27 protein-coding genes and 1 pseudogene are annotated in these 17,422 nt (G+C 46.3%); 6 read left to right on the forward strand and 22 right to left on the reverse strand.

What is annotated here, in order from left to right:
- Positions 1-176: 176 nt before the first annotated feature.
- The 4 genes and pseudogenes from H9L11_RS14840 to H9L11_RS14855 all read left to right on the forward strand — a co-directional run bounded on the left by H9L11_RS14840 (position 177) and on the right by H9L11_RS14855 (position 4,410).
- Entirely contained in the window at positions 177-533 is a 357-nt protein-coding gene (locus H9L11_RS14840; protein ID WP_005377473.1) for a hypothetical protein, read from the forward strand.
- Between the two features lie 113 nt (positions 534-646).
- Positions 647-1,828 (forward strand): FIST N-terminal domain-containing protein, encoded by a 1,182-nt coding sequence (locus H9L11_RS14845; RefSeq protein WP_017634895.1) that lies wholly within the window; start codon positions 647-649, stop codon positions 1,826-1,828.
- Positions 1,818-3,538: pseudogene (locus H9L11_RS14850) on the forward strand (ATP-binding protein). Before H9L11_RS14845 ends, H9L11_RS14850 begins: the two are co-directional and overlap by 11 nt.
- A 446-nt stretch (positions 3,539-3,984) precedes the next feature.
- Positions 3,985-4,410 (forward strand): phage protein, encoded by a 426-nt coding sequence (locus H9L11_RS14855; protein ID WP_205390884.1) that lies wholly within the window; start codon positions 3,985-3,987, stop codon positions 4,408-4,410.
- Here the strand turns inward: H9L11_RS14855 and H9L11_RS14860 are convergent.
- The 22 genes from H9L11_RS14860 to H9L11_RS14960 form a co-directional block, all read right to left on the reverse strand.
- Entirely contained in the window at positions 4,407-4,826 is a 420-nt protein-coding gene (locus H9L11_RS14860; RefSeq protein WP_205390885.1) for a hypothetical protein, read from the reverse strand. The two genes, H9L11_RS14855 and H9L11_RS14860, sit on opposite strands and share 4 nt — an antisense overlap.
- A 2-nt stretch (positions 4,827-4,828) precedes the next feature.
- Complete coding sequence (locus H9L11_RS14865; RefSeq protein ID WP_205390886.1) at positions 4,829-6,100, reverse strand: AAA family ATPase; 1,272 nt, start codon at positions 6,098-6,100, stop codon at positions 4,829-4,831.
- A gap of 276 nt (positions 6,101-6,376) precedes the next feature.
- Positions 6,377-6,562 (reverse strand): hypothetical protein, encoded by a 186-nt coding sequence (locus tag H9L11_RS14870; protein ID WP_025543506.1) that lies wholly within the window; start codon positions 6,560-6,562, stop codon positions 6,377-6,379.
- A complete protein-coding gene (locus H9L11_RS14875; protein ID WP_025625168.1) occupies positions 6,543-6,770 on the reverse strand; it encodes a hypothetical protein in 228 nt (75 codons plus the stop codon). The genes H9L11_RS14870 and H9L11_RS14875 overlap by 20 nt, the downstream gene beginning before the upstream one ends.
- Before the next feature lie 61 nt (positions 6,771-6,831).
- A complete protein-coding gene (locus tag H9L11_RS14880; protein ID WP_205390887.1) occupies positions 6,832-7,302 on the reverse strand; it encodes a structural protein in 471 nt (156 codons plus the stop codon).
- A gap of 2 nt (positions 7,303-7,304) precedes the next feature.
- Positions 7,305-8,429 carry a TasA family protein gene (locus H9L11_RS14885; RefSeq protein ID WP_062730602.1) on the reverse strand — a complete coding sequence of 375 codons (1,125 nt, stop codon included), beginning with the start codon at positions 8,427-8,429 and terminating at the stop codon, positions 7,305-7,307.
- 3 nt (positions 8,430-8,432) lie between these two features.
- Positions 8,433-9,173, reverse strand: coding sequence for a hypothetical protein (locus H9L11_RS14890; protein WP_205390888.1), 741 nt, complete (start codon positions 9,171-9,173; stop codon positions 8,433-8,435).
- Complete coding sequence (locus H9L11_RS14895) at positions 9,170-9,685, reverse strand: hypothetical protein (protein ID WP_005457437.1); 516 nt, start codon at positions 9,683-9,685, stop codon at positions 9,170-9,172. Before H9L11_RS14895 ends, H9L11_RS14890 begins: the two co-directional genes overlap by 4 nt.
- Positions 9,686-10,072, reverse strand: coding sequence for a hypothetical protein (locus H9L11_RS14900; protein WP_031380915.1), 387 nt, complete (start codon positions 10,070-10,072; stop codon positions 9,686-9,688).
- Positions 10,057-10,254, reverse strand: a complete 198-nt coding sequence (locus H9L11_RS14905; RefSeq protein WP_005457419.1) for a hypothetical protein — start codon at positions 10,252-10,254, stop codon at positions 10,057-10,059. The genes H9L11_RS14900 and H9L11_RS14905 overlap by 16 nt, the downstream gene beginning before the upstream one ends.
- Positions 10,251-10,394 carry a hypothetical protein gene (locus H9L11_RS14910; protein WP_017636141.1) on the reverse strand — a complete coding sequence of 48 codons (144 nt, stop codon included), beginning with the start codon at positions 10,392-10,394 and terminating at the stop codon, positions 10,251-10,253. Before H9L11_RS14910 ends, H9L11_RS14905 begins: the two co-directional genes overlap by 4 nt.
- Positions 10,394-10,702, reverse strand: coding sequence for a hypothetical protein (locus tag H9L11_RS14915; protein ID WP_025627790.1), 309 nt, complete (start codon positions 10,700-10,702; stop codon positions 10,394-10,396). The genes H9L11_RS14910 and H9L11_RS14915 overlap by 1 nt, the downstream gene beginning before the upstream one ends.
- Positions 10,703-10,711: 9 nt before the next feature.
- Complete coding sequence (locus H9L11_RS14920; protein WP_025627792.1) at positions 10,712-11,539, reverse strand: major capsid protein P2; 828 nt, start codon at positions 11,537-11,539, stop codon at positions 10,712-10,714.
- Positions 11,539-11,667 (reverse strand): hypothetical protein, encoded by a 129-nt coding sequence (locus H9L11_RS23650; RefSeq protein WP_005457441.1) that lies wholly within the window; start codon positions 11,665-11,667, stop codon positions 11,539-11,541. Before H9L11_RS23650 ends, H9L11_RS14920 begins: the two co-directional genes overlap by 1 nt.
- Before the next feature lie 112 nt (positions 11,668-11,779).
- On the reverse strand, positions 11,780-12,538 hold the full coding sequence (locus H9L11_RS14925) for a hypothetical protein (RefSeq protein WP_205390889.1): 759 nt from the start codon (positions 12,536-12,538) through the stop codon (positions 11,780-11,782).
- Positions 12,510-12,965, reverse strand: a complete 456-nt coding sequence (locus tag H9L11_RS14930) for a hypothetical protein (protein WP_029826997.1) — start codon at positions 12,963-12,965, stop codon at positions 12,510-12,512. The genes H9L11_RS14925 and H9L11_RS14930 overlap by 29 nt, the downstream gene beginning before the upstream one ends.
- On the reverse strand, positions 12,955-13,500 hold the full coding sequence (locus H9L11_RS14935) for a hypothetical protein (protein ID WP_205390890.1): 546 nt from the start codon (positions 13,498-13,500) through the stop codon (positions 12,955-12,957). Before H9L11_RS14935 ends, H9L11_RS14930 begins: the two co-directional genes overlap by 11 nt.
- Complete coding sequence (locus H9L11_RS14940; RefSeq protein ID WP_186585281.1) at positions 13,493-13,804, reverse strand: hypothetical protein; 312 nt, start codon at positions 13,802-13,804, stop codon at positions 13,493-13,495. The genes H9L11_RS14935 and H9L11_RS14940 overlap by 8 nt, the downstream gene beginning before the upstream one ends.
- Before the next feature lie 3 nt (positions 13,805-13,807).
- Positions 13,808-13,963, reverse strand: coding sequence for a hypothetical protein (locus H9L11_RS14945; protein WP_180804476.1), 156 nt, complete (start codon positions 13,961-13,963; stop codon positions 13,808-13,810).
- A gap of 56 nt (positions 13,964-14,019) precedes the next feature.
- A complete protein-coding gene (locus H9L11_RS14950; RefSeq protein ID WP_205390891.1) occupies positions 14,020-15,876 on the reverse strand; it encodes a hypothetical protein in 1,857 nt (618 codons plus the stop codon).
- The gene (locus H9L11_RS14955) at positions 15,873-16,247 is read right to left on the reverse strand and encodes a hypothetical protein (protein WP_205390892.1); all 375 of its coding nucleotides are present in this window, start codon (positions 16,245-16,247) and stop codon (positions 15,873-15,875) included. The genes H9L11_RS14950 and H9L11_RS14955 overlap by 4 nt, the downstream gene beginning before the upstream one ends.
- On the reverse strand, positions 16,244-16,435 hold the full coding sequence (locus H9L11_RS14960) for a hypothetical protein (RefSeq protein ID WP_005457445.1): 192 nt from the start codon (positions 16,433-16,435) through the stop codon (positions 16,244-16,246). Before H9L11_RS14960 ends, H9L11_RS14955 begins: the two co-directional genes overlap by 4 nt.
- Positions 16,436-16,577: 142 nt before the next feature.
- Here H9L11_RS14960 and H9L11_RS14965 point away from each other — a divergent pair, with 142 nt between their 5' ends.
- Both H9L11_RS14965 and H9L11_RS14970 read left to right on the forward strand, forming a co-directional pair.
- Positions 16,578-16,844, forward strand: coding sequence for a helix-turn-helix domain-containing protein (locus H9L11_RS14965; protein WP_005388732.1), 267 nt, complete (start codon positions 16,578-16,580; stop codon positions 16,842-16,844).
- 123 nt (positions 16,845-16,967) lie between these two features.
- Positions 16,968-17,390 carry an AHH domain-containing protein gene (locus H9L11_RS14970; RefSeq protein ID WP_081107520.1) on the forward strand — a complete coding sequence of 141 codons (423 nt, stop codon included), beginning with the start codon at positions 16,968-16,970 and terminating at the stop codon, positions 17,388-17,390.
- The last annotated feature ends 32 nt before the right edge of the window (positions 17,391-17,422 follow it).

The following is a 17,422-nucleotide window of genomic DNA, read 5'->3' on the forward strand; positions in this document are numbered from 1 at the left end:
AATTCAAGTGTTATCATCACCTTATTTCCATTGCTGACTTTAATAAAAAGTGGCATTTTCAGCGTGACACTATACTTGAATTAACAATTCAATGACAGGGTAGTAACCTTACTGGACCTCTGGAAATCATTTTTTATTTAAAAAGTTTGAAGTTTGTAACAAGGATATTAGTAATTATGCCTGCACAAAAGTTAACAAAGGCGCGACTTGCACAAATCTTAATCATGCTCAGTGTTTTAATAGGCGCATTTTTCTGGCGTACCTTTACACACGAGAGCGTTAATAGCGTTGACTGTTCACAAAAAGAACGATGCGATGTAACAATTGAAGGAGAAATAATCACGATTAATCGTGACTCAATGGGAATTTCGCTCGAAACGACAGAAAGTAGCACTCTAAAAATTGATCTAAATCAATCTGGTAATTTTATCAATCTCAACGAAAAGCATAAGTCAGTAGAATGGGACATCATGCCTGAATCGAAAAAAATCACCTTTAAAAAAGGTGAAAACATTGTTGTAGTTCAATTATAAATACGATCTATCACGAGATAATCGTAACTTATTAATGAAATTAACACCTTCTTACCTAGAGAAAATTGGTTGGAATGGTATAACAGCAGAGTGATATCCAATTATAAAATCGTATGCATTGCCAATCAGTTTTTACTCATATTAAAGATGAAGACTCAGCGATAAAAACGCTCAGGTCAGAATTGACACAACAGAACTTGTCTTACGTGATGTGTTACTACACGGAAGAATACAATTTCGAGTTGATTCGAGAAGCGTTTCTTGCGCATTTTCCTGGTGTGCCTTTTCATGGCGCCAGTTCATGTCAAGCCGTAATGACAGATCAGGGCTTTCATACAGGACCAGTAATTGCGGCACTTGCTGTTTATGATACAGGTCCTCATGCTTATGGTACTGGTATTTCTAATCACAACTCAGGTGACAGCGTCACCAAGGCTTTGGATATGGCCCTTGAGAACGCAAACCGTGTAGGAGAGGTACCAAACTTAATTCTACTTCATGCTACACCAGGGCAAGAGGAATCAATCATTGCGTCTATAGATGAAAGATTTGGAACTCTAATTCCAATTATTGGTGGTTCGGCCGCTGATAATAACATCGCTGGGAAATGGTCTGTGATAACCGCCCAAGGCTCTCAAACTTCAGGTTTAAGCTTAACTCTCTTTTACTCCTCTCAACCTGTTGATATCGCTTTCAGCGCTGGGCATACACCAACTAATATCAAAGGTGTTGCAACCAAGACCAACGATAGATGCTTACTTGAAATTGATAATGAACCTGCGCTCAATGTTTATAGAAGGTGGACAAATCACCAGGATAACCAAGTAGGTAAAGATAATATGCTGTTTACAAACTCGAGTGCTTATCCATTAGGGCGGATCGCAGGTCATCTCTATGATCGCCCATATTACAAGTTATCCCATCCGATCCGTGAGACGCCAGATGGTGGAATCGAGTTGTTTACACGAATAGAAGAGGGTGACGAGCTCACATTAATGAAAGGAAGTCGTGAGCATCTCGTTGCGCGCGCTGCAAAAGTCGTCAATGCCGCTTTTAACCAAAAATTAGAAGAGTCTCGAAAAATTGGAGTGATAAATATCTTTTGCGCAGGTCCCATGTTGCACTTAATGCAAGACATGAATAGCGTTTGTGAACAAATTAACCAAGAACTAGAACATTTGCCTTTTATTTGCCCTTTTACTTTCGGCGAGCAAGGTAGATTTATTGGTGGTGAGAATGGACATGGAAACCTGATGATTTCATCGGCTATATTCCATAAACCTTATGAAAGATAAATACTTAGACATATATCAACAGGAAGCGCTTCAAGAAGCGTTAGTTGAGCTAAAGCAGGCTAGACAAAGAGAACGACTACTCGCTGATGAAAACAAGGCCATTCTTTCCGCGATATCTGCGATGAGTGAGGCAAAGAATCGGCATGAGATATTTACGGGATTAAACAATGTCCTCAAAAAGTACATCAACTTCGATGATTTTATTGTACTGACTCGTGATGGTGAACGATATCCCTTCAAGACATTGATATCAACTAATAGCGTATTTGATAATGTATCCTGGTTACACGGTAACACCTATCAAAGAGCTCTCAATGGTGAATGCATTCTACTGTTCGAGCCAGATAAACTCGCTGAGTTTGTTAACTTAAACAGCTTTATAAAAAGCCATGTAAACTCGGTCGTTTTAACTGGTATACGTTCAGAAGTAACGCAAACCGTAATCCTACTTATTGGAGCTCAGAAAGGGCACTTAGCATAGAGAATAAGGAAACCTTGAGGCGGTTTCGTCCCTTAATTGAAAGGGCGGTCATTGATATCGAGACCAAAGAGAAGTTACAACGTATCGTTGAGGTAAGAACAACTCAGCTCGCTAAAGCAAGAGAAGAAGCAGAGCTTGCGAACCGCTCTAAGTCGGAGTTCTTAGCGATGATGAGCCATGAAATAAGAACCCCTTTAAATTCCGTTCTTGGAATGCTAGATATACTGAAGCAATCAACCTTGTCAGAAGAACAAATTGATGCGTTGAGCCAAATGGAGTGCTCTGCAGAGTTACTTCTCGCGATAATCAGTGACATTCTTGATCTCTCTAAAATCGAGTCAGGTCGCTTTCAGCTCAATGAACAATGGATTAATTTAAGAGACACTGTCACTTTTGTCATTTCTCAGCAAAAACAAATAGCTAAGAAGAAAAATCTCCAATTTAAACTCAACTGTACTGTCACTAATGACAAACAATTTTGGATTGACTCCACGCGGTTATCTCAAATCCTGTTTAATCTAATAGGGAATGCAATAAAGTTTACAGACGAAGGTGAAGTAAAAGTTTCTGTATCTGAGCAAGATGCTGAACTTGTGATCTCAATATCTGACACTGGAATTGGTATATCTAAAGCAAAGCAAGAGCACTTGTTTACGGCATTTCATCAAGGAGACCGTTCCATCACGAGACGCTTCGGTGGTACAGGACTGGGGCTCGCAATAACCAAGCATTTAGTTGAAATGATGCGTGGAAAGATTGCCGTTAAAAGTGATGAGCATGTTGGTTCAACCTTTACGATTTCGATTCCAGTTTTGACTCGTTGTAATCAAAATCGTCCAGTTAGAATCGAAACCAATCAACCGACAAAAGCAATGGAACTTCTCGTCGTAGAAGATACCGAGTCGAATCAGTTCGTAATAAAGCTTATCTTAAATAAGCTTGGCCATAATGTTCATATCGCAAGCCATGGAGCAGAGGCATTAACATTTTTAGAAGAGAATGAGGATTTAATCGATTTGATTCTCATGGATGTCTCGATGCCAGTGATGGATGGAATTACCGCAACAAGACTTATTCGAGATAAAGGTCTCAGGACCCCAATTATAGCGTTAACTGCACATGCGTTAGAAAGCGATAGAGATAAATGCCTGGATGCCGGCATGGACGGATTCATTTCCAAGCCAGTTAGAAGACAAGATATCTTTGAAGCTATACAGTCATTTCAATAAGCAAAAAGGCGTTAATATAGATCTTAACAATCGATAGATTATTAAGATCTATATTAAGTATTTTATGGTAAATAACCATTATGTTTAATGCTCACAGTAAGGCCCTTAAATTTAAAATCTGCAGGGGAATAGGAGCATACTCAGACAACATTTAGCGTACGGCGATATTTAATTTAACATAATATACATAATGCGCACTAAGGGGTGATTTGTTAACAAAGGCTAACTCTTTGATTAAGCGTTTCATAAGTGTCTGATAACCAAGCCGTAATTTTTTATTTTGTCGATTTCCATAACGCAAGTTACTTGTACTATTCGTGACGTTCGTTTTGTGCAATCAACGAAAAACCACTAAAACCCTGACCGCCACATAATGTTGCGTTCGGTAACGCCCAAAACAACAAGAAAAATATTTTTAGTCAGTTATTCAATATGCGAGCGTTGTCATGTTTCACGAATCATTCCGCACACTCTTTTGGCGTGAGTTTACCTCCATCAAGCAAGGCGCTGAATATTTTCATGTGTCTAAACCGACGATTACCCGTTGGTTAGATGGCACGGTTCCAGTCAATCCGATGGCTGAAAAGCTACTGCTCATCAAATCGCTTGGTTATTTGCCTAATGATATTCGTTGGTCTGGATTTCGAGTTTGTGAGCAACGTGCTGTGTTAATCACACCATCCGGCCGTGAGTTCAGCCCTAAAGAATTGGAAAGTTTTGTGTTTTGGCGTGACGAACATCGTCAGTTTGTGGAAATGTACGGACACTTTGAGTATCCAAAGGTTTATCCTGCTAAAGAAAACGTTTTACCGTTTCGCGGCGGCCGTCGAATGAAGGCCGCCGAATGGATTCCTAGTAAAAAAAGGAGTTAAAATCGCGCCGTATGCCTTTGGTTTGTAATATTTACCCTTAGACCTGTATCTTTAAAAAACTGCCTCTTCTTTTTATCCAGCGCTGGTGTGTGCCTCGGAACTCTAGTTGAAATCAGGAAGCACTCCTTTTTATAGTCAGAGAAAACTTTCTCTGTCTCCTTTAGGGTCGCGCTCAACTGAGACATGCCTTTCAGGACATCACACCCTTTAAGCTCTACATAGAAAGCCTTTTTGTTTGGAGAGTCCTGATAAAGAATCCAGTCACACCTTTCTTTATTGCCAGTAATTAAGCAACCATCTACTGACAGTTTCTTAATGTCTTTTTTGGCTTTATTTTCTACAGAAAAACTACTTTTATTTTCAGTTACTTTTACGATTGTGTCATTTGTTATTGATGTGCACCCAACATAATTCATTGTTATAGCTCCAATAACTCATTCATTACATTTTCAAAGTGCCCTGACACATCATCAAGCATTTCCGCACCAATCATTCTAAATTCATTGTCAGTAATTGGCTTTACCTCTCCATTGGAAATTGTATAGGCCGACACATCTTCATACGCTACTGGTGAACCAGAATTATTTAATTTTTTAAATTCTTCCTCATTAATTTTCCCTTCACTAACTTTATCGCCAGCCAATATCAGGTTGTTTAGTGCTGACAATATATATGGGCTATGAGTAGTTATAAACAAATCAGTTCGCGTTTTAGAGTATAAAGAAGATAGTAACGAAACTATGCTGCTCTGTGATGTAGGAAATAGATGAGCTTCCGGCTCTTCAATGAAAAGCTTGCTTCTTCCGCCATTTTCTCCCAGAGCTCTCATTAAGGGCCACGTTGACAGCACAAGTAACATGGGAAGTGCTTCCTGTTGACCGGATGAGGCATTAGCTAGATTAACGCGCCCGTTTTTAGCAACAATCCAGTCTTGGTCCTCTTGGTACGTATAATCACCACCGACAACAGAGGTTAATCCAGTAGATAACTCTTTATAAAGCTGAGGCTGCGTCTTCGTAAAGAATGACATATTATACCAACGCTTAGATGCCTCGTATAAGCTACCAAACTCTTTTAGATACGGGTCGATATCTAGGTTTGATGCTAAAAAAGTAAAAATATTCTTCTGTAGGTTTGCAAAAAATGAACGACTAGCAGGAATAAAAGCGCTCTCTTTAAACACGTCAGAGTAATGAGAGCTTGCGTGACCTTCGATTATTCGCTCATAAAATAAACGGTGCTCTCTATTAACAGCCACTTTACCTAGGGTCTCATCTTTCATTTCGCATATAGACTTCTGATGAGCTCTTTTACAGGATTTAATATATCTATCGAGCCCGTCATTGTATTTTAGGGTTAGCGTTGTCTTTGAGCGGTTATTTTTCTTTCCTTCAAGAGTAAATGTGACATTTTTAAAGCTATAACTAATGGTAAAGTTGGCCCCTTCCCATGTGTAGCGTGGAAATTTCTCTTCGAATGAAGCGAAAATGTCAGTGTTTAACTCTCTTTTGTTTTTATTTAAACGAATCGATTCATTTATTTCGAAGGAAATTGAATTAAAAAAATAGACTAGCTTGGCTATGATGCTCTTGCCATTTGCTTGCGGGCCGATTAATACGTTGATTTTTTTTATGTCAATATCTGCTTTCTTTATTACTAGAAAGTTTTTTATTGTTAGATTCTGATGCATCTTTCCACCTGTATAACGTTGTTGCCTTATTGTGCATCATGGTGATATAAAACAAACACCTCGAAAATAAAAATGTGAACTGAGTGCTTAATTGGCTCCTACAAAACCGAAAAAGCCGAACCCCATCGCTAAGGGTTCGGCTTTTTCAGGCCTCTGCTTTGGTGGCATTCGTTTGAAGCCTGTCGAGGTCAATCGACCCGCCAAAAGTATCGGCTCCCTACTCGCTGTGTAAATCGTCATTAGTAACGCTTCGAACCAGTTCGCAAGGTTTAAGCCTTAGCTTTCATTGTTGCGCGTGGCCGTTAGAACCAAAACACTTTCTCGCACTTCTTGCAGCCCTTGGGTTAACTGCTTATTGATGGCAATCTGGTATTTCAAGTTCATACCCATCAAAGCAAACAGCACAAGCGATTCAGACGAAAAGCCCAGACCAGATAAGGCGTTAACTAGGGCGCTCTCCATCCAAGCCCCCTACTTTTTTGCTTGGTTTCCACTTGTCCGGTAACGCTTCATAAGCACCAATCACGGCAGGAATTGCCAAGCCAACCGCACCGCCAAAATTGACGCCCGTATCGGTCAATTCCACGCTGAATAAATGGCCGTAGCCCGTCGCCGCAGCAATGACCGAACCTAATAACGCAAAGCCTTTTAATGTTGAACGTTCAAACATACTTTTTCCTTAATATAATCAAACGTCATATGACGCTATCAATGACGTTTTCAACGACGTTTTAAACCAGATTGACGCCTTTCAGCACCGTGTGTTTGCTGTAGTGGCGACCCACTTCCATGATGCTCATGGCATGAAGCACTTCGACCAGCAACGGCTTGTTGTTCACCAAATCAATGCGCTCATCCATACCAACGCCCACGCGACCCGCGACAAAGCGTGCATAGTTGGCGGTGTGGTTTTCGTTTGGTGGCGCAAAGCGGTGAATGATTTCGGTCAGCGTGTGCAGTTCGTGGCGTAGCTGATAGTTACGCAGCAAAATGGCTCCGGCACGAAAGCCCCATTCGGGCGCTTTAAAGGTTTCAAAGGCTTTATCGCGTGACGGCGTCACCTTGCCTTTCCACGAATTAGAGGCAATGCGAATGTTAAGCGGGTTATGAATGCGGATCCCGCGAATGCTTGATGTGGTTGAGGTTGTCATAGTAAAGGCTCCCATCCCTAAGAGTATGATGACAAAGATAAATAGCGGCATAACTACACCGCTTGATAGTTGGCTGAACTGAAGTAATTCAAGTGCACAGGCGATTCCGAGTAGTACGCCATGATGACAGTGGTTGCATCGGCAACCGCTCCGCGCACACTGACTTGGTCATAACGGGTTTTCACCACTTCGGCGGGCAAGTTCTGCACGGTGTAATATCCTGGTGTGCCTTTTAAGCTCGCAAAGATAAGGTGCTTTTCCATGCCAAACGGCATCAGAAACTTACTCACGTTGAGATGAACGCCCGCTTCAACGTCTGCTTTGCTGAATTCGCCAAACGACTCCGTCAGGCGAAAACGGCGTGTGGCGGTATCGCTCGGCGTCAGGTCTGGAATGATGTCCAGTTCATCGGGGTTTAAAAACACGCCCGCGCTGACTGGGCTTGAAGTGAACTCGCCCAAACTGGTATCTGACTCCACAAAGTAAGCGTACAAACCGCCCGCTTGGAGCTTGATACCGTGCAACCATGCTTGTGAAAACTGGTTAAACCCTGCTTCGGCGGGAATCTGCGCTTGTGCCACATACCCGACGAAATCGCCGTTTGCATCAAGTTCAAGCAAACCAAAGCGCACGGCGGTGTTCTTTTCACCACGAAAAAACAAGCTATACGATTGGTTTTCTGGCACCCATGCAGTGCCCTCATCGTTGAGTGCTCGTAGCTCTCGGTCAAAAGGCGCACTGAACACACTGAAATGTAATACTCGACTGTTTGAGCCTGTCGCCAGTAAATAGGACGCTTTGGCCGTGTAGTCGAACTTCTCAATATCACCGCCCAGACTTGAGTACGCCACGCTGTGATAATCGCTCACGCCATCAATCGGCACGACTTCCACACCCCAACCCACGGGAGCCGGACGGCCAAAGCTGCGCCCAAGGTGCATTTGGTTGGCGGCTTGGTCTTTGTAGGTGTAGGCATTGGTGAGCCAACGCAGTTGATGCGGTGACCCCATCGCCAAATCAACACCGGAATGCGATAACTCAGGGTTTACCAATAGGTTTTGCGGTGCGTCGCTTGCGCTCTCTGCGCTCGCGGCCTTGGCGTCGTCGATGCAATCGGCCAAGTATTCAATTTTGTTGCGTGGGTCGCCGTTTGGTAAGTTCTCTCGTACTTGTCCCATGCGTTAAATCTCCATAGTCGTGACGGTGTCACCCGCCGTGCCTGTTAAGGTCATGTCGGCCGTGCTTTCAATGGTGATGCGTTCGCCCGCTTCCAGTTCAAACGCATCAATAAACACCGAGGTGGTGTTAGCTTTTGCGGCCTTAATCGTGATGGCTTTGCGCGTGGCGTTGTGTGCAATGTTGTGCGGGAACACGCTCACCGCTTCGGTGATGAGGTTTCCACTGACTTGTTCATCGACTTTCACCACTTGCGTTGCTTCAAGCGTGACCGCGGGCAAGGCGGACACTTCCACCGATGGTAATGACGTCACCGCCAATTTCTGATTGGCTGCCAGTTCAACAGCAGGCAGCGCAGACACTGCCAGTTGTTGATTTGCTGCAATGTGTACAGCAGGTAATTGGCTTACTGCCAGTTGTTGATTGGGCGCGATTTCTACCGCGGGTTGCTGTTCAATTACCACGTTCGGCAAGGCTTGAACCACGACGCTTTGACCCTCAACAGGCGGCGTAAACGTTCCAAAACCAAATTGAATTTCAATCTGGTTGTCGGTGCGACTTGAGATAAGCAAACGCCCAAGGTGCTTACCCTCGCCCACGTTAAACACCGACGACTTGCCAAGCGTGACGCGTTCACCGGACGATTCACGATAGATTTCGATTTCAGCTTGCGCCGCTTTCAGATACAGCCAATTACCATCTGGCGTCAGCGGGATGGCTTGACCCGCGATTAGTTGCGTGTTCATCGTTTCTTCACCATTACGTAGCCAAGCACCAACACAAGCACGATTGCCAGAACGACCATCATCTTGCTTGTTTCGACTTGCCCGCCGTCTTGTTTGAATTTCGCCAAGTCCATCATGGCTTGCAGATTCTTCGAGTTTTGTGCCGCTTGGCTGCCCGCCAATCCCGCCAACATATCGAGGTTTTCACTGTTGGTTGAGGCGTACGTTGCCAAGGAATCGCCCGCGAAATCGGCCACTTCATCAATGGCGGTTTCGGCTATGTCGTGCGTGGTGTCCATCGCTTCAAGCGAAATACGCTCATTGCTGTTGAGCATTTCCCCGCCAAACTCAAAGGCTTGTTCGCCAAGCTCCATGGCGGCATTGACTGCGCCGTGGTCGGTCATGGTGGTGTTGATGGTCGAGTTGTTCACACCCGAAATCGCCACACCAAGGTTATCGCCACTAATGGCATTCTGACCGCTGACGTTAGTGGTGTTACTGGTATTACTCGATTTAGATTTAGAACTACCCATCTACTGCACTCCCAAATCCAAACGAATAAAGTCGCCGTCTTGCTTGGCGGTCACGCCAATTGAACGCACTAAACGCGCCACACCTTGAAACGCCGTATCCGCAGATAGCGATTGCATCCCCGCCGCTTTAACAACATTAACCAGTTGTTTGATGCCCGAACGCAGACCACGACCCGCGACGCCCCACAAAAAGTAGTTATCCCCATCACGCTCACCCGCAATGATGAGATCATTTTCATTGCTGATTAGGCGATACAAACTCACGCGGCCATCCTTGACCGCTTTGCACAATTCAACATACGCATCAGGGCAAGCGCGAAACGCGGGCTTGAGTTCACCAAGCGCACGTTTCGATTGCGTCACGACTTCAATTACTTCTTTTTCCATAGCAACACCGCCGCAATAACAATCACTACAAGAATCATCAACGTGGTGGAATTGCCCCCGCCCATGTTGATATTGCCTACCGAGAGGCTGCCACTTGATTCGCCATCGGCACCGCTGACCGCGGGACCACCGTTGGCGCTAATTGGCATCGAGCCGGAATTCCCTAAAAGCCCACCAATCATAATTTGAATCCTTTCTTGTACAGGACATAACACACCAGAAGCAGACCGAGCACCCATCCGATGCGGTCAAAACCGCCCGATACTTTGATGCCCGCCCATACGCCCACCGCACCTGCAATCAGGTATGGAATAAACGGCATTACTTCTTCCCCTTAGCGACGTAGAACATCGCCAATAACAACAGTACGAACAGCATTCCCATCATCAGGTGCGTGGTGGTCACCCCCGCAAACGCGGAGGTGTACACAGGCTCACCCGTGGGTTGTTGGTAGTCGTTATTGTGCTTTCGCTGTTCATCTGGATTGCTGGATTCGACGCGTTGAGCTTCGTTCTCAATCTTTACGCCGAGCCAGTCCTTGCCCAAGTCGGTGACGTCGGTCATCAGTTCGCCGCCCGTTTCTAAGACGCCATCCCAAATGGAACCCCACATGCTTTGCTCTTGCGCCATAACGCCCCCTTACTGCGCGGTAGGCACCGCCACTTGTTCGATGGCTTCAATCAGCACCGGAATACTACCCGCCGCCGTTTTTTCCACTTCAAACGCCAGTTGTTTCATGGCCGCCGTTGGTAAACGCGCTTCGCTGCCAAAACCGCAACGCGTGAAGTCCATCGAGAAGAAGCCCGCATTTTGCTCACGACCCGCCGCGGCTAAGTCGTAGGCGTTATCGGCCTTGTTGACGTTGAGCTCTTCACGTTCATCACGCAGGACGCGAACGCGTTCAATGGTGTTGTCTTTGAGGTGCAAACGCTTGATAGACAGCGCCGCGCTACGCTCGGCAAAGTCAAACGGTGTGCGACCACTCGATGCGGCGTACCACGTTTGGGAATAGATGCGCGGCATGTAAATGCGTTGGCTTTGCGCCGCCGTGGTATGAGCACGAGCGCGAATCATTGGTGCCGCGGCACCCGTTTTGGCTTTTAGCTGGATGTACATGAACCAGATTTCGCCTTGCAGCGTGACTAGCTCACCTGTACGGATACCCAGTTTGGTACGCATCGACAAATCCGAGAAGTTCAGCACGTAGCGACCCGCTTGCACGTATTCTTTCTTGTGCTCTTGCAAGTCGATAAGGTCTTGACCCGTCACGTTGACGATTTCACGGCCGTTCACTTTTACCGTGATGCGCTCGATGTCTGCCGCGTCGAGAATGTCCGTCACCAGTTCAATGTTTTGGTAGGTTGGACCCGATACCAAGCGCAAGGTGGCTTGGTTGCCCCAGTTCACACCCTCAACAGGGTCAAGCTCACGTGGACGCGGGTTAAAAGGTTGTTTTAGTGCTTCCATTAGAACCACCCATTTTCGCCGTTAAGAGTTTCACGCACTGGATTTAGCACGCTGATGTTGTTGATAGCGGCAATCACGATTAACGTGATAATCAGTGCCATCAGTAGGTTTTTGTGTTGCTGTTTCATGTTGTCCCTTTCGGTTGTACACGGTTAAAAAGTGATTTCATGAAACAGGGATTTGAGAGGAAGCGAAAGCGGGCGCAACCTATAGGTTAAGTGGTTAACCTATAGGTTGGATTTAGCGTTGAAGTGTTCCGGTTAGACAGTTGAATGCGCCTTTTTCGACGTTGCCGATACCATCCCGAACCAACAAATATTCGGCAATCGGCTTACCAATCGTAGCTTTGTTGTTCTTGGCTGACTTCAAGCTCGCCAAGGTATCGACGCACAAGCCCTTTTTATCCGCGAGCCATCGCGCATCGGCCATCGAGTTCACCGCACCAATCCACCAAACAGGCGATTGCTCGGTCACGGTCTTAGGCACTTCCTGCCCCCGTTGGAAAATCGAATGCAGCACAAGCCCATATTGACGCCCACCGCGCCACAATTCGCCCGCCTTGCCTTTGAGTTTGCCGGACGTCTCCACGCAGCTTGCAAGCTCTTCGATGATCACATGCAGTTGTTTAGCGTCGCCATTACCCACTGCCCACACCGCGGCACTGAAGAACTCCAATTCTTCTGAGCAAGCCCCATCTTTAGGGATATACGCCAACTTGAACGACTTGCCGCGCTTACGTGCCATCACCAAAGCTTTGACGAACGCCACGCGAGAACTGGTTTCAAGGCATTGTTGGCCGCGGAATTTCGCCCCCGCGTAGTTGCGGTAAGGGTCAAAAAAAACCGCTTGCGCGGCTTTTGGCACCAAACCTAAGTGCTTAACGGCGGAGGTTTTACCCCCGCCCGTGCCCGCCACGTAGATGACATGCTCGGCATCGTGTGACGGGTTGGAGTTGACTGGATTGGGGAATTTAAGCGGCGTCTTTTTCTTTTTGCTCACGCTGTTTTTCCTCCTCTATCGCTAATAGCTCTTTTTGGTATGCCATGGTTTTCTTGGCACTGTAGACCAGCGACAACACCGCCAAGCCGAGAACGGCCTCTTGCATGTAATCACCAAACAGCGACGACACGCTGTCACTGTGTTTTTCCAACACAGGCAACGCCGCATCAATCACCGCCGCTTTGCCTTTTTCATCAAACTCAAAATCGACACCGGAAATAATCGACGTCGCTTGTTCGGCAATGGTGAACAGTACCGACAATGCGCCCTCGAACATTTCACCCGCGGGTTGGTAGTTGTCCTCGTTGGCCGCTTCGGTTGGTAAGTCGGTTAACTCACTGACTTCGGTTTGCTCCAGTCCACTGATAACCGCGGAAAAGTCACCCCAATCATCTAGCTCTGGTTGGTTTTCCATTTCATCCTGCATTGACTGGCTCTCCCTGTTCGGTATCTGGTTCGGTTGGTTTCTTGGTTGGCATCAGTTGACGAATCGCCCAAATAAGCAAAGCGACAAAGGCTATCCCCGCTAAGACTTTTTTAACCGGAAACGGCGGCTTTTTAACGGGCGTTGGTGCGGGTTCGGGGTCGGTTGGTGACTCGGTTTCAACGCTTGGCGCTTCCACTAGTTCATCAGCCGCAATGCTAGGCATATCAGTGCTTGCAATGGTTTCGGGTACTGGTTCAGCCGTTGGCGATTCAGCCTCAATTGTGACGGTGTCACTCACTTCTAACTGTTCAACCGATTCAACCATGTTGGTTTCTACAAAAGCGTTAATGCTCTTGCTCATTGGGCTGTTGCCACAGCTCGGACATTTGTAATACAGCAGCCCTAAATTGCGCCCGTTTTTGGTGGGTTCGCCCTCGGCAATGAGCTTGCCCTCACCGACGCGATGCACGGTTGAAGCCGAGCTACAAACGGGGCACGATACGTGCCCGCGAATTGGGTTTGGGTGTTTACTCATCAGCGGCCGCCTCGATTGTTTCCAATTGCTGCATGTTGCCTTTGACACAACCGCGATACTTTTCACGCACCTTGTTGTTGAGCTTGGTTAATTGCTCGATTTGGTCGAACAGTGTCGGATTCAAACCAAACGCTTCAAGCGAAAAGTTACCCGTCATGAGCATCTTGCTTGCACGTTTGATAATCGCGTTGGTGTCCATGTTTTTAAACTGGCTCAACTCCTTTTCCACACTGGCGTTGAGTTTGTCGGCCGCATCGAGCGCGGCCATTGCTTGCTGACATTCTTTCAGAGATAGCATTTCCATTGTTTAAGCCTCGGCTAGTTCTTCATCGGTGTTTGGTTTGTTCTGAATCTGTTTGTTGACTTCCTTCATCCAGACCAACATGAGACGCCAAAACACGCCGCCTTTAGCGCGCTTTACTTCGGCTTCCATTTCTTGGGTGATTTTGTCGATGTTGCTCATTGGGTTGTCCTTACCTAGTTGCTGAAATCGTTGTCGCAAGCAATTGCCCAAACGGGCTAATGAACGCAGTGGCAATAATCATGGTAAATCGCCATGTCATTGCTCTTGATTATGTTGATGTCCGGCTCTGGCGGCCGCTCTTGTGCTAACTGATTTTTCCAGTCAGCTTGTCGTAGTTGAAATCGTTCAAACTGCTCTTTGTAAAGGTCGGTGGCGTCGTCACGAGTTAACGTCAAATCATTACCATCACGCTCGGCGGTACACTTCATCGACCAACCACGCGCACCGCGTGCCCAATACAAAAACGCCCCCGCCTTGTGCTTGGATTTTTCGCCCTCAAACACGATAGAAAATTGGTTCAAGCTACTGGCGAACGTGCCGCGGCTCTTGATTTGGTTGCGAATCTGGCGTGCTTCGTGGTCTAGCTTCTTAATTAGATGGTTAAGCTTTTGCACGGCATCGTGATTGCCTTGCTTGCGGTTGATGTCGATAGCGCGAATCGCATCTTGCTTTTTGGTTTCCTTGCGTCGGATTTCGCGCTGCATTGGCTTGCGCCATTGCTCCAACATGTAACCGCACTCTTTGATGATGCCCGTCATGTTGTCCACTTCGAACGATGCCAACACATCCCAATCAGGGGCACGGCTACAGCGTGCGATATTGTAGCGATTGCCTTTTATCAGTCCTTGGTCGGCGTTATCGCCCTTAGCCGCATAACCTACGGCTTTGATGAGGTAACCCGCCGCCGCTTCGCTGAATTTGATTTTCTCCAGATGTGCCATGCCATTGCCCCAAAGCTGCTCGATGCGGTTCGCCCATCCTGCAAAGTAGTGCTGTTCCACTCGCCAGTTCAGCAGCACATGCACATGGGGATTGGGTTCACCATCTTCATTCGCCGGAGATTCCGCGACCCAAATGTAATGAAAATCAAACGGGTTGGCGGTTGGTCCATGAATTTCTTTAACGTGCTTGATGCCGTCGTCATCTTTCCAAGCGGCTTTAAGCGGGCGGCCAATTCGGCCATTCACTTTGACTTTGTCACCGTCTAACCCAAGTGACCCCGCCTCGCTTGCGGAATATTCAAACCCGCGTTGGTACATTTTCTTGAGGCCATTTAGAAAACGGGATACCTCGGCACCAATCGTGGTTTGGATTGGGCAATATGGCAGCCCCTCATCCGTGACCGCTTCGCCACCAAAAATGCGGTCGCGTTGCTTTTGAGTAAACGTCAGGGTGAGAAAGGTGCTAAACCCACCATGACACGCCGCGACATACGCGCCCGATTCAAAGATTTTCTTTACAGCGCGAGGGTTTAGTTTGTCAGTGAAACGTTCACCACTTTGCGGCGCGGGTGCTTCGGACGGGCTTGGGTGGTATTTCACCTGCATTTTCATCTGTTGCGCCCAACCACGGGACATCAAATACGCTCGGCTAGTGCCAATCGGTTGCCATTCGAGGCGGTTGTTTTCGTTACGAATCCAACCTGTTTGCGCTTGTGAGCGTGCCCGATATTCATCGGTCACGTTGTCGCCACAAAACGATTTCGTTTTATGGCGCGGCGGCAGACGTCGTGAACGGGTCATTAAGCGGTCTATCTGCTTGCGTTTTCCGTGTCCGACTTTTGCGCCCTTTGACGAGCCTAGTCTTTTCTGGACTTCGTCCAGCGCTTCGCGCCCAAGTTCAGCACTTTTTAAGGTGCGCAAATGGTGGATTTGGTCAAACGATTTGAACTTTTGCAGTTCACTTTCCATCCAATCACGGTTTGGAGCACTAAAAAAACCGCTTTCGACAGCGGCAATGTTTTTCTCGGTAACGATAACGTCTTGCGCTAACGCCGTAATAAAGCCCACATCATGCGGGCTTAAAAGTTGGGTAAATTCGCGTGGCGATTGCACGTCGTACAGATGTTTCATACATCCCCCAACTGAGAGCAATCAGGGCAAACGATGTGGTCTTGTCTGAACGTATTTTTACAACCGTCACAAAGCTCGGTGGAAGAATCCGCGCCCACTTGGGGCGCTTCATCTTGCTTGCGGATTTCGTGTAGTGGTTGGCCGTTGTTTTGCGCGCCAAGTGTCGCCATGCGATGAGCAGCGCTAGTAATGTCAGCGAGCGTGGCGTCTTTCGCTTTAATGCAAGCAACAAGCGTCATGCCTTGATAAAGCCAAAGAGAGGCTTCAACGGCTTCAAGCTCAAAACTGTCGAAGTAAATATGAGTTCCGTTGCATTGTGATGCAACAAGTTGGCGCTGATTGCGGCGCGTTTTCCAGATACTCAAATTCATGCTACAACCCCCTGACGAAAACGTGTAGGAATGTAGGTTTGCTTCTTCTTGGGGAATTGTTCAGCGAACTTTTCGCGTAATTGTGCAATCTTAAGAAGTGAGTTTGCTGTTTTAGCTGGGTCAGGATTGGTACACCCTGCCATATCTGGGCAAGGTAAGTGAATTGGGTCGGTAACGATACGTTCCATGTTGTAGCCTCCGCAAGCTATTGATTTCCTGTCTCAAAAATAACGTTAAGGAAATCTTTTTAAGCACGCAAGTGGCTTGCGGTAGTGAAAGAAGCCAGACTATCCACTAAAATTTAACAATATTGCGAAAGGATGCGGGAACATGACTAATTACACAAATGTGCTTTTAGATAGACTGAAAACCCAGTTAGAGCTTACCTCTGACTATCAGTTAGCTAAAGTTTTGGACGTTGGCACAAGTAGAATTAGCAATTACCGCAATGGTCGCAGTGTTCTTGATTGGGAAATTGCCTTTAAAATCGCCGATTTATTGGGGTTGGATGATCAAGATGTGGTATACGGTTTACTCGAAGATAAGTCTATAAACCCCCGCCTAATCAATGCGTTACAAGCAGGGGCGCCAGCCTAACCTCTCATTTACCAGCTTATACATAATGCGCACTAATAGTGTAAGCCCAAAGCGATAATGTCCTAGTATTTCCAAGTGAATCTGTCCTATGTTTGCTTGGAGGTATTTAGGAAGTTAGTTACGATGAACTACCATGAATTGCACCGTTTCTCCATTATCCAAGATGTGTTAAACAATAAGTTAAAGTGCCGAGAAGCCACATCCATTCTTGGAATAAGCTACCGGCACTTGTCTCGCATACTTTATGCCGTAGCAGAACCTCAACCTAGCCCAAATCACGCAGCACATCAGATTGTGATGGGAAACGGTAAGGTAACTGCGATGATTGATGCAAAATTACAAATGTTCGAATTTGGTATAGGTATTAATGATGCAATTAATGGTGTTTGGTTACCTAGATCCAGTGCTTATAAAGATCACTACACTACTCCAAAAGCTCCACCTCATTCACGAATACATGGTACAAATTATCAGAACTGGATTGGCACGCTTGGAAGAATTAGGCATAGTGAAAATGTATTTAAGTCCACACTGCTTAACTGCTGAAAAAGCAAATACAAGAAAGCAAATACAAGATA

The organism is Vibrio sp. sp1, from assembly GCF_016920955.1.
Taxonomy (GTDB): domain Bacteria; phylum Pseudomonadota; class Gammaproteobacteria; order Enterobacterales; family Vibrionaceae; genus Vibrio; species Vibrio alginolyticus.